The organism is Chachezhania sediminis (assembly GCF_009765275.1).
In the GTDB taxonomy this organism is placed as follows: domain Bacteria; phylum Pseudomonadota; class Alphaproteobacteria; order Rhodobacterales; family Rhodobacteraceae; genus Chachezhania; species Chachezhania sediminis.
In genome coordinates, this window is sequence record NZ_VOPH01000001.1 from 450,217 (window position 1) to 464,784 (window position 14,568).

Consider the following 14,568-nt stretch of genomic DNA (forward strand, 5'->3'; position numbering starts at 1 on the left):
TGGACCCGTGAAGGGGACCACCTCTTCGTGGTGAGCCAGAGCCCTTCCCGACCAGAATCTCACGACAGACCGTCCGTGTCCCGCGGGGTGGGCGCGGGACACGGACGGTCCATCCACGCGTTCACAGGGCCCGAAGGCGGCCCTCTTCCAGAACCAGCCGGTCCGGAGCCACGGCCTGTTGCAGCCCGTCGTCATGGCTGACAAGGACGATGGCCTGGTCCAGCCCCTGCAGAATCTCGATCAACCGCGCGCGGTTGGCCGTGTCGAGCGCATTGGTCGGCTCGTCCAGCAACAGCATGTCCGGCTCCATCGCCAGGACGCAGGCCAGCGTCACCAGCCGCTTTTCGCCGCCCGACAGACGATGGGTAACGCGGGTCCTCAGGTGGCCCAGTTCCAGCCGTCCCAGAACGTCGTCGACAATGGCCAGCGCCTCGTCCCGGGTCCGGCCAAGGTTCAGAGGTCCGAAGGCCACGTCCTCGGCCACTGTCGGACTGAAAAGCTGGTCGTCCGGGTCCTGAAAGACCAGTCCCGCCCGGCGCCGGACCTCGACGAAATCCGCCTCGCACGTCCTTACCGACCCGAAGGCCCGCACAGTGCCCTTCGCCGGTTGCACCAGCCCCACCGCCAGCTTCAGCAGGGTCGACTTGCCGGCCCCGTTCGGACCCGTCACCGCCACGCGCTGCCCGGGCTCGACCGAAAGCGTGGCACCTTCCAGAACCGTCGCCCCGCCGGGATAGGCGAAATGGATGTCCCGAAGCTCAAGCAGGGTCATGGACCAGCCAGACATTCGCCGCCAGAAGCGCCAGCATCACCGACGCCGCCAGCGCCGCAAAAACCCAGTCGCCGGCCCGCATCCGCGGCTGTTCCAGCAGCACCAGACGGCCGGAAAAGCCCCGGCACTTCATCGCCGCCAGGATCCGCTCCGACCGTTCCACCGACCGAACCAGCAGCATCCCCACCAGATAGCCATAGCTGCGATAGGTGTGCCAGTTTGTCCCCGGCCGGAAGCCGCGGACCTTCATCGCCACCCGCAACCGCTGGGTTTCATCCCGCAACACGTCGACATAGCGGATCGTGAACATCATCAGGTGGACCAGCCGCTCTGGCACCTTCAGCGCGTGAAGCGCGTGGCCCACCGTCACCGGCTCCATCCCGCCCACCAGCGTCAGAAGCGCCAGCACGGCGGCATTTGCGGTCAGTCCGATCTCCACCGCGTGAACCAGCCCCTCGCGGCTTGCGGTGAGCCCCCAGACCGAAAAGAGCGGCGTCCCCGGAACCGAGAACGGCAGCAGCAGCAGCATCGCGATGACGAAGCCGTCCATCGCCAGCATCCGCCGCAGGGTCAGTCCGACCGGCAGCCCGGACAGCGGCACCAGGCAGCCGGCACAGGCCAGCGCAACCACCAGCACCCGCAGGTCCGACAGGCTGACAACGGTGATGGCAAAGGCCACGGCCAGCACGATCCGCAGCCGCGGATCGCGGTCGGACAGGCCCGGCAGATGCCGGGCCCCCGCTTCTGTCTCCGCTCCGGTCAGGACATGGGTCATGGGGCCCCTGCCAGCTTGCGGCGCGCGGCCAGGAAAAACCACAGCCCGAACAGGCCCAGAACATAGCCCATGCCGCCCAGGATGGACTGGATGTCCTTTGCCCGCTTCAGATCGGACATCTCGCGACGCAGCGGACGCAGCTCGTTCCGGACCAGGTCGGCGATCTGGGCCTGAACCTCCGCCGACAGGGCCACCGGCACGACAACCTCTGTCGGGGCAGCGACGGCCGGCGCAACCTTGTCCGCCACCTTGACCGGCGCCGGGGTCGCCCCCCCGGACGCCGTAGGCGCCGACAGAATCTGCGCGACCTCCTCGGCCGGCATCTCGACCAGGGCGACATGGCCGGAACCGAGGTCGGCGCGGAACACGTGGGTCACAGGTTTTTCCGGCACGAAGCGGAACAGGCCGGTGTCATCCGTCACCGTCTCGCCCAGCGGCGCGCCGGTGTCGTCCAGCACCTCGACCCGCTGGTTCTTCGAGAACTCGCCATTGGAAAAGCCGATCTCGCCCTCGATCGCATGGCCTGCGGGAAACAGTTCGGCAATGACGTCATGGGCCGCGGCGGGGCTGGCCAGCAGGGCCACGGACAGGGCCAGAAGCCGGATCATGACGCAACCCGCCCGGGCACGGCGAAGAGGTCGGGCTTGACCACCCGGGCAAAATAGACGGCCGCACCGGTCAGCAGCCCCTCGACCGCCATCACCGGCACGTGCGCCAGCAGGACCAGCTTCGCGGCCGGAAGAAAGGCATCGCCGCTCAGCGCCAGGGCGGCCGCCACGGCCAGGGCGGTCCCGGCGATCGAGGCTGCGCCCGCGATCCCGCCCCAGACGGCCCCGGCCATGGGCGATCCGCGCCGGACCATCGCACCGAAGACCAGCCAGACCAGAACGGCGGGCCCCGCGATGTTCAGAAGGTTTACCCCCAGCACCGTCAGGCCGCCGAAGCCGAAGAAGGCCGCCTGCAGCACCAGCCCGACGAAAAGCGCAGGAAAGGCCGCCCAGCCCAACACCAGGCCCGCCAGCCCGTTCAGCACCAGATGGACCGAGGACGGCCCGATCGGCACATGGATCAGGCCCGCCACGAAGAAAGCGGCCGACAGGACACCCGCGGCCGGGATCCGTTCCATCGGCAGGCGGGACAGGCCCATGGCCAGGCCGCCGACCGCCAGCACGGCCTCGGCGATCACCACCGGCGTGGCCAGCGCACCGTCAACGATATGCATGGATCACCCCCGACGCGGAAGGAAAGAAGCGGGCCGCGCCCGTCTTCGGGACGGCGGATGCGGCGCGCATCCGTCGGGGATGTAACGGCGGATCCAGGGCATCCGCCCGGGGCAGGACGGCAGCGGGCGCAGGCTGCGGCCCGACCTCCCGTCCGCGGGTGACGCCCACGCGATGCGCCCGGGCCTCAACCGTCCAGCGCATGGGCCCGGATCCAGATTACGGCGTCCTGCGACAGTTCCTTGCCCTCGTGCTCGGTCACCGGGCCGACGCCCAGCGCCGCAAAGCCCCACCAGCCCGCCTTCGGAATGCCGAAGGTGAAAACGCCGTCCGGCCCGGTCTTGGCCACCAGGGTCCCGCCCGGCGGCGGCGCCACCAGCGGTGCGCCCGCCGTGGCGGTTTCCAGGTCCGGCTCGGCCGCGACGAACTCGATTTCGATCTCGGCATCGGGGACAGGCTTGCCTTCTGACAGGACAATGCCGGAAAAGGTCGACCCGGCCAGCACGTTGTAGGGCCGGTTCAGCGGCACGATCTCGGCCGGCAAGCCCACGACCGTGTCCCAATCCGTCGGCAGCGTCGCGCGGTTCAGCACCGTCTTCACGAACTGCTGGATATAGATGTCCTCGGTCACTTCCAGATAAGGGCTCTGCTCTGTCACCAGCACATAGTCCCCGGCCCGCTTCACCGGCACCTGGCCCAGGAAACCGCCCGCCTCGTTCTCGGCCCCGCGGAACGACATCGGCGCCAGTGTGCCAGCCAGGTCGGTCCTCTCGCCCCGGTGGATGACATAGAACGCTTCGGGGGGGTCGAGTTCCATCACCGGCCCGTTCGCGAACGGGTGCCAGAAGATCATCCCCACCGGTACGTCGCCCGGACGGTCGATCACGGCATCAGACGTGTAGTTCAGAAGGAAATGCGCCTGCCCCTGCTGGGGCGCCGCCGCCAGGCCCAGCCCGAAGGTCAGCCCCAGTCCCGCGGCAAGCCGCTGTCGCCAGCCTTGTTTGCGCCAGCCTTGTTGTCTGTCGTCACGCAGCAGGCCCGGCCCGCATGTTTCACGTTGCATCTCTGCCCTTCCTTGGGCGGCGCCGCGGCCCTCGGGCACACGGAAACCGCGTTAGGGACGGAAAGGGGGGTCGGAAAGCACGGATCAGGCGCCAGGCGCTGTCCCCGGCCAGACGCGCACCCCGGCGTCCGTTGGAGTGGGCCGCGGGCGAATGCCCACGAACCGTCATGGCCGGCAGGTCTCCTGGCTCGCGGCTTGAACGCCGGGCTGGCCTTCCCGGGAGATATCCCCCAGTGGCATCGTCAGCCCTGCTCGCCGCTTACAGTTGCGGGGGCAGCCGCAGAATTGGCACCATGCGATGCCGCACTGCGTTCCCTCTTGCCTCCCCTCCGTGCAGGCACGGACGGGAACCGATCATGTCGGATCACATGCCTGTCGGGGCGGACCCTTGTCAATGGAAGGTTGTCGGAGGGCATCCGCGAAAAGGTCCGCAGCCCTGCCCGTGGCGACGCCGACCACCCGACCGGCCCTGTTCCGGCCGCGCGTTCGTGCCAGGCTGCCGGCACAAATCGCAGCGGCCCGGACGCCGTGACAGGCGCCATGAGAGGGTCCATGACAGCGGTGTGACGGGGGCTGTGAAAGGGGCTGTGGCTGGGCCGCCGCCGTCAGGGCATCTCGACCAGGCTGCCAAAGACGTGGCTGACCTCGCCTTCCGCGTCGAAATGCGTGTGGCCCTGAAGGTGGACACGGCGGCCCTTTCTGTCCGGGCCGTGCATCAGCGCCTTCAGATCCAAGGGCGTTCCCTCCGTCTCGGCCGCCCGGAACGCGGCCGATACACGGTCGCGGTCTTCGGGCACGAACAGGTCGACCAATTGCTCCAGCCGCGACACCTGCGAGGTCTTGGTCCCCAGAGACTGGAACAATTGCCCAGCCAGGAAAGGAATGTCGTTGGCCGTGTCATAGGAGAAGAAGCCCGTCTCGCGATCCCCGGGCGAATCCAGAAGGTGTTGAAGGATCAGCATGTTGCCCGCCGCTTCGGTGGCATTGCGGGCCACGCCGACCATCCGCGCAGGCGACCCGTTGCCCCCACCCAGCGTCGACCCGGCAAGTTCCAGAAGGAAGGTGCTGTCGTCCTTGCGCACGCCCCGCGCCGTGGTGCGAAAACTTTCGCCGGTGTCTATTGCATCGTCGATGGCCTTGCGCAGGCGATCATGGTCCAGCGGAAAGAACTCCTCCAGCAGGTCGCCGATATTCTCCATCCCCTCGGCGGGCGCGGCACCGAACATAGCGTAAAGCTCGTCCGACCAGGTCATGCCCTCGGTCGCGATGTCCACTTCCCAGGTGCCAATGTCACCGAAGGCGCGGATCGTGCGCGACACCATCTCGACCTGGGGCATGCCCAGCAACACGATGGTCAGGCCGGCCAGCTCCTCGTTCCGCAGGAAATAGGGCCCGATGCGCAGTTCGAAATGGGTGCCCGCAGAGGCAAAGACCGAACTGTGCCCGTTGCGGGTCTTCAGCACCTCGGCACAGATGTCCAGCACCCGTGGAAAGCCGTCGGGCAGCGATACCTGGCTGAGATGGCCGAAATGGTTGCCCTTGTCGGTCAGCCCCAGAAGCTCGCGCGCGCCATAGGACGCATTGCGGATCACCAGCCCCTGGTCGACCGTCAAAAGCGGCAGCGGCAGCGCCACCAGGATCCCCACCCGTTCCGCCGCCGTGGTGTTCAGCTCGTCCGAGTTGATCAGCAGTTCCTCGTTGACCGTGATCAGTTCCTCGTTCGTGGATTGCAGTTCCTCGTTCGAGGTCTCAAGCTCCTCGTTCGTGGATTGCAGCTCCTCGTTGGCCGATTGCAGCTCCTCGTTCGTCGACTGCAGTTCCTCGTTCGAGGTCTGCAATTCCTCGGTCGTGACCTGAAGCGCCTCGCGGGCGCGGGCCAGTTCGTTTTCAAGATGGGTGGTGTATTCCAGATCCTCGTTGTCCTTGCGGACCGGCTGTACCTTCTCGGCCATCTCGGTCTCGATCGAGACCAGCACCAGCGCTTCGGTATCGTCGCTGTCGCCAACCGGATAGGCATGCAGGCGCACCCGGTTGAAGCCCTTGCCTTCGATGTTCCGCCAGGACCCGTGCCGGGTAATGTTGTGCTTCAGCGCCAGCGGGATCAGGCTGGACGCCTCGGCCGCCAGGGGCGCGCGCAGGATGTTGGTGTTCAGCCGGTCGCGCAGCGAATCCGTCATCGCGGCGAATTCAGTCAGGTCGCCGAAGATCTTCAGGATCTCGCGCCGCGTATTGGTCAGGAAACCGACGGGCGCCACTGCAGTGCAGACCTGTTCGAAACGCCGCCGGAACTGGTCGCTGCCCTGACCCGTGTCGCGCGCCCTGGGCCGCGGCGCCGGCATGTTCCAGCTGGACGGCATCATGCCGCCGGGGCTGCCGAAACGGGTGCGCACGTTCTGGCGATAGACCCGGGCCCGTTCCGACACCGGTTCGAAGAACGGTTCGATCGAGCCCAGGTTTTCCGACATGCCCAGGAACATCAGCCCTTCGGACCGCAACGCGTAATGCAGCCGGCCCAGCACGCGTTCCTGAAGCGACGCGTCGAAATAGATCAGCGTGTTCCGGATCGAGATGATGTCGATATCGACGAAGGGCGGATCCTGGAACACGTTGTGCTTGGAAAACAGCACCAGCTTGCGCAGTTCAGGCAGCACGGTCAGCGCGCTTTCCGACACGGTGAAGTAGCGCGAGATGTATTCGGCCGGAATGTCCGCCTGTGCGGACAGCGGATAGACCCCCGCCCGGCCCCGGCCCAGCGCGGCCTCGTCGATATCGGTGGCGAAGATCTGGATCTTCGACGGATCCACCTGCCCCGGACCGCCCAGCGCCTCGCACAGCAGGATCGCGATGGAATAGACCTCCTCGCCGCTGGCGCAGCCCGGAACCCAGACGCGGATCTTCTCCTCGCCCCGGTCGTAGACCAGCTTGCGCACGGAATCGCCCAGCGTGACGAACTGTTCCGCGTCCCGGAAGAACCGCGTGACCGAGATCAGCAGGTCGCGATACAGCGCATCGACCTCGTCCGGCGACGACCGGCACAGCGCGACATAGTCGTCGTAGCGCTCGATCCCCTTTGCCACCATGCGCCGCTGGATGCGACGATTGATGGTGTTTTCCTTGTATTCGCGGAAATCCACCCGGGTTCGGGCCAGCAGGATCTGGAAAAGGTCGTTATGTTCGGAATGGACGTTCAGGGAATCCTGCAGAGCCTTCAGATTCCGCGGCCGGGCCAGGATCGTGGCCAGATGTTCGCCCATCTGGCGGGGCGTCAGCACCAGGTCGATGCAACCGGTTTCCACCGCCGATACAGGCATGGTGTCGTACTTGCAGGACGCAGGGTCCTGGCTGATCGTGATGCCCCCGGCCTCGCGGATGTCCTGGACGCCATAGGACCCGTCCGATCCCGTCCCCGACAGCACGATGCCGACGCTGGCCTGTTTGCTTGACCGCGCGATGGACGCGAACAGCCGGTCGGCCGACGGTTTCGGTTCCGCCGGATGCCCGCGTGGCAATTCGCGGTGAACCTGCCCTTCGGTGACCGTGATGTCATAACCCGGGGTCGAGACATAGATCGTCCGCGCCTCGAGCGGCATGGCATGGGTGACCTCGACCACGTTCAGCGGGGTTTCCCGCGACAGCAGCGTGGACAGAAGGCTCTTGTGCTTGGGCGACATATGCTGTGCCAGGACATAGGCACAGGGCAGATCCGTGCTGAGATGCTGCACGAGCGAGGTCATGGCCTCGAAACCGCCGGCGGATGCGGCGATTCCGACCACGACCTGTGGCAGAGCGTTCTCGTCCATCGATATGACTCTCCCCGGCCCTGCGGCCCCACATCATGCCTGATGTCCGTCCCGGGCGTTCGACGCACCCGTTCAGACGGTCCGATAAGCCGGTCAGACCCGAATGTTCATGCGATACCGTACATTTTCCCGGTTAAGCAGAGTATATTTTGCGACAGTATCGCAAAATGCTAACTCTTTTCAGTTATGGCTGACAACGCCAAACATTTCCGAAGAACCAAATCACGGCCGCCATCGGGCGTTCCCGGATACCTCCAATGCCGACACCGCTTTAAAGACACATACAAAATGTATCTATTGCAACCTGACATTGCATCGGTACATTAGACTGGACAAACATGGTTAAGCACACCTCACCGCAACGCCCGGTCGGCTAACGAGTTGTTAACCATCCGGGCCTACTCCTTTTCAGACCAAGAACAGGTTCCGAGGTTCCCGTTAAATGACCGACCCCGTCCGCGCCGGCACTGGCAAGAAAATCACGGTCACCCTGCGCCGGCAGCGCGATCGCGACGGCTGGTGGGTGGAATCCGTGCAACTGAAGCATCCAAACCACTATTCTCGCGTCTATTTCCAGGGCAAACCGCCCCTGCGCACCGTGCTGGGCGGTCCGATCTGCGACTCTATAGAACCGAACCTTCCGCGCGATTTCGAAAAGGGCGCCACCCTGTCGTCCGACGCTCTGGTCAAGATGCCGGGGCTGTTCCTCGTGGGCTTGCGCGTGCTCGCGGATTACGCGCGCGACGGGGTCCAGACCGTGACGGTCAGGTTCACCCGCGCCTTCGGCAACCTGGAGACGATCTTCCTGCCCCGCTACCGCCCCGAGCTGCTGCGCGACGAACGGGAAGAACTCGCCGTCCGCGCCCTTGTCGACCTGGTCAATCCCTGCCTCGAACTGTGCGAGGCCATGGTGAACAGCATCATCACCCAGGAACAGGCCGAGATGGTGGCGGCACGCGCCGGCACCCTCGCCCGCTCGCGCGAGGAGCTGGGGTTTTTCGCCGGGCTGCTCAGCCGTTTCGTGGCACAGGAAGAAACGTCTGCCGGCCATGATTTTCCCGCCATCGGCACCTTCGGCGCGCCGGGCCTGGCCGAAGACCAGACGCCCTATGGTTATTCCCGGATCGGCGGCCCTGTGGCTGCCGGAATGATGGGCGACGAACCCGACCGCTGATACGGTCGGGATCCCCTTCGGAACATTTTCCGGGCACCTGTCCGGCCGCCGCTCGTGCGGTGACCGCAACCGCCGGACCAACGGATGCGCCGGCACTCCACATGATATTGCCGGTTGCGCGCGGGCAACTTCCCTGCAACACATTGATTTGCGGGACTTCCCAAAGGCTGACCCGTGGTAAAGAGTGAAAGTCTGATCGGTATTCCGCTTCCTGTTCCGGGAAAACTGCGACCGGCCGCCTTGTGGCCGGCCCCCGTAACGGGCGGCACAGCCTGCGCCCTGGATATCAGAACAAAACATGGCGCCGCTGCACCGGTCCGGGACTGGGACAGTGTTGTGGGGGTATCTTTATGGCAATGCAAAGAAATATCGGCCTGGTCGGGCTGACCTTCGTCGCCGTCGGCGGCGTTCTGGGGTCCGGCTGGCTGTTCGCGCCGCTGGCGACGGCGCAGCTTGCCGGGCCGGCCGCGATCCTGGCCTGGCTGATCGGAGCGATCGCCATGCTGCTTCTGGCGCTGGCCTTCGCCGAGGTGGCGACACTGTTCCCGGTCGCGGGCGGCATCGCCCGGATCCCGCAGTTCAGTCACGGACGCCTGATGGCGATGCTGATGGGCTGGACCGCCTGGGCCGGCTATTGCACCACCGCCCCGATCGAGGTCGAGGCCGCCCTGCGCTATGCCTCGGACTGGCTGCCCTGGATCCACAGCGGCGAAAAGGGCGGCATGACCCTGCCGGGCCAGATCACGGCGGCCGTGCTGCTGCTGCTGTTCACTGTCATCAACGCCTTCGGCGTGGCCTGGTTCGCCCGGATCAACACGGCGATGACCTGGTTCAAGCTGGCAGTGCCCGCGATCTTCATCGTCATGATCATCGTCGACAAGTTCGATGGTGCCAATTTCACCCAATACGACGGCTTTATGCCCTATGGTATGTCCGGCGTCTTTGCCGCCGTCGCCACCGGCGGTGTGGCCTTTGCCTTCGTTGGCTTCCGCCATGCCATCGACATGGCCGGCGAAACCCGCAACCCCGAACGCAATATCCCGCTGGCGCTGATCCTGGCGGTGCTGATCTGCCTTGTCATCTATGGCGGCATCCAGATCGCCTTCATGGGCGCCATCGGCCCGTCGGACGTCACCGATGGCTGGAAGTCGCTGAAATTCGAATCCGACCTGGGTCCGTTGGGTGCGCTGGCCGCGGCCATCGGCCTTTTGTGGATGGTCAGCCTGCTGAACGTCGCCGCCGTCGTCGCACCGCTGGGTGGTGGCCTCGTCTCGACCGGATCGAACGGCCGTCTGGCGATGGCGATGGCCAATAACGGCGTCTTCCCGGCGATCTTTGCCAAGCTGAACGTCTTCGGCGTGCCGCTCTGGGCGCTGCTTCTGAACTACGTGATCGCCCTGATCATGATGTTCACCATGCCCTTCGGCGAAATCGTGGCCCTGAACGGCGCCGCCATCACGCTGTCCTTCGTGTCGGGCCCCATTGCCGTGCTGGCCCTGCGCAGGCTCGCCAGCCGGTACGAGCGTCCTTTCAACATGCCCTTCGCCAATGTGCTGGCGCCTCTGGGCTTCGTCATTGCCTCGCTGATGGTGTTCTGGTCGGGATGGGAGACCACCTGGCGGCTGCTGGTGCTGCTGGTCCTGGGCGTGATCCTCTTCGCCGTCCGCCTGGCCGTGATGGGCAAGGAAGACCTGGAACCCGCGGGCGTGATCTGGTTCCTGCCCTATATGGGCGGCATATCGGTCGTGTCCTACCTGGGCATCTATGACGGCGGCATCGGCGTCATCACCTCGCCGCTGGATTCGATCCTGGTTGCCGCGATCGCGCTGGGGTCGTTCTATCTGGCGATCCAGAACCGCATCAAGCAGGAGCAGTTCGACATCTTCATCGCCGAAGAGGAACGGAACCAGATCGAGGAATACGGCAGCGCCGACCAGATCGAAGGCTTCGGTCACCACGCCAAGGGCTAAACGTGCCTCTCTGCAATGACCCGCGCGGGCAGCCCCTGATCAGGCTGCCCGTTTCGCGTTCAGGCCGCAGGATCGAACGGCGCATCCTGCCCCGGCACCAGCAGCGCCTGATCGGTGCAGAAGGCCTGCAGCGCCCGCACTTCGGCCGAGCCCGGCAGGATCGCCGACTTGTCGATGCCGATCAGCGTGACCACCGCCTGTGCCTCTTCCTGCCAGTCGAGAACCGGTCCCGCGATGGCAACAAGACCCGGGATGAACCGCCCATCGACGGCCGCGAACCCCTGGGCGCGTACCCCGGTCCGCAATGCCACCAGCCCTTCCGGGGACAGGTCCATGTCCGGAAGAAGCCCCGGATTGGCCACGGCACGATCTACCTCGCGGGCAAGTTCGCCCCGGATCGGGGCCTCGGGCGCCCACGTCAGGAAGGCCCGGCCGGTGGCGGAATTCAACAGGGGCAGCGTTGTGCCCAGGCCCATGGAGGTGACGGTCGGACTTTCCGTCCGCTGCCAGCGCACCACCGTGGCCCCCGCCGTCCCCCAGACGGCGATCAGCCCGGTCATGCCGGTATCGGCGCAGAGGCCCGGAAGCGCCTCGGCCGCGCGCGAGACAAAGTCGTGCCGCGCCAGGGCCGCCAGGCCCAGTTCTGCGGCGCCCGGGCCCAGATCGTACTTGCCGGACTTGCCGGCCTGTTCGGCCAGACCAGCCGCCAGGAACGAAGCGAGGTATCGATGCGCCCGGCTGGGCGGGACGCCCGCGGCACGCGCAATTTCCGACAGGCTGGCCGGACCGCGCAGACCCGCCATCGCCTTCAGCAGGCCCAGCGCCGCATCCAGCGCCCGGACGCCGCCGCTCGCATCGGTGTCCTTCTCGTCAACCATTCCCTCTCCCTTTTTCTTTTTGCTGGTCGGAAGCCGTTGTGCATCACGCAACCCGTTCGGTAAACCGCAAGTTGCACACGGGCGAAGCCGCCGCAGGGTGCGTGCTTTGCACGCACCGCCCCGCACCCCGAGGAGCCGGCATAAGAAACGGGGAAAAGCGGCTTAGAGGCGGCCGAGCCAAGGTCCTTTCAAAGGTCCCTGGCGCGGGAGGCGCCGGTCGTCCTATGCCTGCTGGTGAACGGCACCGACCTCGGCCCGCAGGATCCGCGCGATCAGGGCGCAGTCGTCCAGCGAAAAGGTCAGCGGCACCCGAAGGTCGACGATCCCTGCCAGCACCCGGTCGGATTTCGGCATCTTCTCGGACGGGGCATAACGCCAGTGGTCATAGCGCGAGGTAAAGCCCGCCGGATCCTCGGCCCCGAACCATTTCAGTTCCACGCCCCGGGCGCCCGCCCGCTTCACGACTTCGCGCACCTTGTCGGCCGCCCAGTCCAGCAGAAGCACCTGAAAGGACGAGCCCACGTAAAACTCTTCTTCCGGCCGTTCGATGACCGTCAGCCCGGGCGTGCCGCGCACACCGTCCTCCAGCGTGCGGTAGCGTTCGTTCCAGCGCGCCACCTGGGTATCGAGATCCCGAAGCTGGGGTCGCAGGATCGCCGCCCGCAGGTTGTCCATCCGGCCCGACACATTGGGCGTATCGTATTTCACCCGCTCGAACACCTCGGGGCCCGGCATGGCCGGATGCGCATGGTAGAACATGTAGGACCCCGAGAGCAGGACTGCCCGCGCCGCGATCTCCTCGTCGTCGGTGACCAGAAGCCCGCCTTCGCCCGAGTTCATGTGCTTGTAGGTCTGGGTCGAATAGCACCCCACCGCCCCGTGCCGCCCCGACGGAACGCCGTTCCAGGACGCCCCCATCGTGTGGGCGCAGTCCTCGATCACGATGACATCCGCCGCGTCGCAAATCGCCATCAGCCGGTCCATGTCACAGATATGGCCCCGCATGTGGGACAGCATCAGCGCCTTCGACCCGGTCAGGGCGATCTTCGCCTCTAGGTCTTCCAGGTCGATCACCAGATGTTCGGTTACACCGACAAAGACCGGCACCCCGCCCATCGAGGCGATGGCCCCCGGCACGGGCGCCAGCGTGAAGGCATTGGTCAGCACCGGCTCGCCCGGCTTCACGCCCACGGCCCGCAAGGCCGTGGCCAGCGCATATCCGCCCGAGGCCACGCCCAGGCAGTATCTGGCCCCGGTATAGGCCGCGAATTCCTGTTCCAGCAGGGCGGCTTCCGCCACCTCGCCCGCGACCACGTTGTAACGGTGCAGACGCCCGTTTTTCAGGATGCGCAGCGCGGCCTCGATCCCTTCGTCGGGGATCGGTTCCTGCTGGGTGAAGATGCCGGTGAAACGCTCTGTCATGGGGCAGTGATGCGCCCCGAACCGGCCCGGGTCAATGGGGCACGGGTGTCGCAAGCGGGGCATCGCGCGGCAAATCCGGGCCTGTAACGAACCCGCAGGAACATGTCGCAATCGGAACAGAATCGGCCGGGACCGGAGCGCAGGTTTCGTCCCATGGACCCTATTTCGCTTATCCACCGCCTCCGCTGGGAGGACCTGCCCGCCGATGTGCGGGCCCGCGCGCCGCTGGCGCTTCTGGACCTGATCGGCGTCGCCGCCGGCGGTCTTGGCACAGACATGTCGCGGATCGCCCGCGATCACGCGGCCGCCGTATTTGGCGGAACCCGCCCCATCCTGTTTGACGGCCGCACCGCCAGCGCGCCCGGCGTCGCGCTGGCCGCGGGCATCACCATCGATGCGCTGGATGCCCATGACGGGTACAACCCGTCCAAGGGTCACATCGGCTGCCCGTTGATCTCGGGCATCCTGGCCATCGCGCCGGACGGGCTGTCCGGGGCCGAGGCGCTGGCCACGCTGGTCATGGGCTATGAGTTCGGCGCCCGCGCGGCCGAGGCGCAGCACGGCACGGTTCCCGACTATCACACCACCGGCAGCTGGGGCGCGGTCGTCGCCGCCGCCGCCGGATCGCGGCTGGTCGGGCTGGACGACGCCCACACGCGCGAGGCGCTGGGGATCGCCGAATACCATGGCCCCCGCAGCCAGATGATGCGCTGTGTCGACGAACCGACCATGGTCAAGGACGGTCCCGGCTGGGGGGCGATGGCGGGGATCTCGGCCGTGCTGCTGGCGCAGAACGGCTTTACCGGCGCGCCCGCGATCACGGTGGAACAGGCGCCCGAATACTGGACCGGGATCGGCAGCGACTGGCGGATCTTCCGGCAGTATTTCAAGCCCTACCCGGTCTGCCGCTGGGCCCAGGCCCCGGTCGAAGGCGTGCTGGCGCTGAAACGCGCCCACGGGCTGACCTCGGAACAGGTGGCCCGGATCAGGGTCGAAACCTTCCACGAATCCGTCCGCCTGGCCACCCGCAGACCCGTCACGACGGAACAGGCGCAGTATTCGACTTCCTTCCCCTGCGCCGTGGCGCTGGTTCGCGACGGGATCGGCGCGGCGGACGTGATGGGCGACAGCCTGACGGACCCGGAAATCCTGCGCCTGTCCGACGGCATGATCTTCACCGAGGACGATGCCGCCAATGCCGCCTTCCCCCTGACCCGCCTGGCGCGCGTCACGCTGGAACTGCACGACGGCACGACCCTGACCGGCGACTGGATGCAGCCCCGCTGGGACCATGACGCCCCCCCGACCGACGCGGAGCTGCGGACCAAGTACCATTCATTGGCCGATCCGGTACTCGGGCAGACCCGCGCCTCGGCCATCGAGGCGGCCATCGACGCCCTTCCGTCGACCCCGTTCTCGGCCCTGACCGACCTCCTGAACAACGCCCCGGACAGCAAGTAAGCGGCCCTAGCTCCCACAACATCACCCCGGTCA

General features: G+C 66.4%; 11 protein-coding genes and 1 riboswitch. Of the genes, 3 read left to right on the forward strand and 8 right to left on the reverse strand.

Annotated elements, in window-relative coordinates; translation table 11 throughout:
• Nucleotides 1–121: 121 nt before the first annotated feature.
• The 6 genes from FQK05_RS02130 to FQK05_RS02155 form a co-directional block, all read right to left on the reverse strand.
• The gene (locus tag FQK05_RS02130) at nucleotides 122–772 is read right to left on the reverse strand and encodes an energy-coupling factor ABC transporter ATP-binding protein (protein ID WP_158964116.1); all 651 of its coding nucleotides are present in this window, start codon (nucleotides 770–772) and stop codon (nucleotides 122–124) included.
• A complete protein-coding gene (gene cbiQ / locus FQK05_RS02135; RefSeq protein WP_158964118.1) occupies nucleotides 759–1,547 on the reverse strand; it encodes a cobalt ECF transporter T component CbiQ in 789 nt (262 codons plus the stop codon). Before cbiQ ends, FQK05_RS02130 begins: the two co-directional genes overlap by 14 nt.
• Nucleotides 1,544–2,155: a cobalt ABC transporter permease gene (locus FQK05_RS02140; protein WP_158964120.1), complete on the reverse strand. Its 612-nt coding sequence runs from the start codon at nucleotides 2,153–2,155 to the stop codon at nucleotides 1,544–1,546. The genes cbiQ and FQK05_RS02140 overlap by 4 nt, the downstream gene beginning before the upstream one ends.
• The gene (gene cbiM, locus FQK05_RS02145; protein ID WP_158964122.1) at nucleotides 2,152–2,769 is read right to left on the reverse strand and encodes a cobalt transporter CbiM; all 618 of its coding nucleotides are present in this window, start codon (nucleotides 2,767–2,769) and stop codon (nucleotides 2,152–2,154) included. Before cbiM ends, FQK05_RS02140 begins: the two co-directional genes overlap by 4 nt.
• A 185-nt stretch (nucleotides 2,770–2,954) precedes the next feature.
• On the reverse strand, nucleotides 2,955–3,830 hold the full coding sequence (locus tag FQK05_RS02150) for a DUF4198 domain-containing protein (protein ID WP_158964124.1): 876 nt from the start codon (nucleotides 3,828–3,830) through the stop codon (nucleotides 2,955–2,957).
• Between the two features lie 156 nt (nucleotides 3,831–3,986).
• Nucleotides 3,987–4,200, reverse strand: a riboswitch (cobalamin riboswitch).
• 235 nt (nucleotides 4,201–4,435) lie between these two features.
• Nucleotides 4,436–7,630 carry a chemotaxis protein CheB gene (locus FQK05_RS02155; RefSeq protein ID WP_158964126.1) on the reverse strand — a complete coding sequence of 1,065 codons (3,195 nt, stop codon included), beginning with the start codon at nucleotides 7,628–7,630 and terminating at the stop codon, nucleotides 4,436–4,438.
• Between the two features lie 442 nt (nucleotides 7,631–8,072).
• On the opposite strand from FQK05_RS02155, the gene FQK05_RS02160 reads away from it, so the two are divergent.
• Nucleotides 8,073–8,804 (forward strand): hypothetical protein, encoded by a 732-nt coding sequence (locus FQK05_RS02160; protein ID WP_158964128.1) that lies wholly within the window; start codon nucleotides 8,073–8,075, stop codon nucleotides 8,802–8,804.
• Between the two features lie 350 nt (nucleotides 8,805–9,154).
• A complete protein-coding gene (locus FQK05_RS02165) occupies nucleotides 9,155–10,774 on the forward strand; it encodes an APC family permease (protein WP_158964130.1) in 1,620 nt (539 codons plus the stop codon).
• 59 nt (nucleotides 10,775–10,833) lie between these two features.
• Here FQK05_RS02165 and FQK05_RS02170 read toward each other — a convergent pair whose 3' ends face one another.
• Nucleotides 10,834–11,652, reverse strand: a complete 819-nt coding sequence (locus tag FQK05_RS02170) for an IclR family transcriptional regulator (protein ID WP_158964132.1) — start codon at nucleotides 11,650–11,652, stop codon at nucleotides 10,834–10,836.
• 222 nt (nucleotides 11,653–11,874) lie between these two features.
• Nucleotides 11,875–13,074 (reverse strand): DegT/DnrJ/EryC1/StrS family aminotransferase, encoded by a 1,200-nt coding sequence (locus tag FQK05_RS02175; protein ID WP_158964134.1) that lies wholly within the window; start codon nucleotides 13,072–13,074, stop codon nucleotides 11,875–11,877.
• 153 nt (nucleotides 13,075–13,227) lie between these two features.
• On the opposite strand from FQK05_RS02175, the gene FQK05_RS02180 reads away from it, so the two are divergent.
• Nucleotides 13,228–14,535, forward strand: a complete 1,308-nt coding sequence (locus FQK05_RS02180) for an MmgE/PrpD family protein (protein ID WP_158964136.1) — start codon at nucleotides 13,228–13,230, stop codon at nucleotides 14,533–14,535.
• Nucleotides 14,536–14,568: the final 33 nt, after the last annotated feature.

Bases quoted from the DNA above. Each gene is read 5' to 3' on its own strand.
- FQK05_RS02140 (WP_158964120.1), bottom strand. From the start codon at position 2,155: ATGATCCGGCTTCTGGCCCTGTCCGTGGCCCTGCTGGCCAGCCCCGCC.
- cbiQ (WP_158964118.1), bottom strand. From the start codon at position 1,547: ATGACCCATGTCCTGACCGGAGCGGAGACAGAAGCGGGGGCCCGGCAT.
- FQK05_RS02175 (WP_158964134.1), bottom strand. From the start codon at position 13,074: ATGACAGAGCGTTTCACCGGCATCTTCACCCAGCAGGAACCGATCCCC.
- FQK05_RS02150 (WP_158964124.1), bottom strand. From the start codon at position 3,830: ATGCAACGTGAAACATGCGGGCCGGGCCTGCTGCGTGACGACAGACAA.
- FQK05_RS02155 (WP_158964126.1), bottom strand. From the start codon at position 7,630: ATGGACGAGAACGCTCTGCCACAGGTCGTGGTCGGAATCGCCGCATCC.
- FQK05_RS02130 (WP_158964116.1), bottom strand. From the start codon at position 772: ATGACCCTGCTTGAGCTTCGGGACATCCATTTCGCCTATCCCGGCGGG.
- FQK05_RS02165 (WP_158964130.1), top strand. From the start codon at position 9,155: ATGGCAATGCAAAGAAATATCGGCCTGGTCGGGCTGACCTTCGTCGCC.
- FQK05_RS02180 (WP_158964136.1), top strand. From the start codon at position 13,228: ATGGACCCTATTTCGCTTATCCACCGCCTCCGCTGGGAGGACCTGCCC.
- FQK05_RS02160 (WP_158964128.1), top strand. From the start codon at position 8,073: ATGACCGACCCCGTCCGCGCCGGCACTGGCAAGAAAATCACGGTCACC.
- cbiM (WP_158964122.1), bottom strand. From the start codon at position 2,769: ATGCATATCGTTGACGGTGCGCTGGCCACGCCGGTGGTGATCGCCGAG.
- FQK05_RS02170 (WP_158964132.1), bottom strand. From the start codon at position 11,652: ATGGTTGACGAGAAGGACACCGATGCGAGCGGCGGCGTCCGGGCGCTG.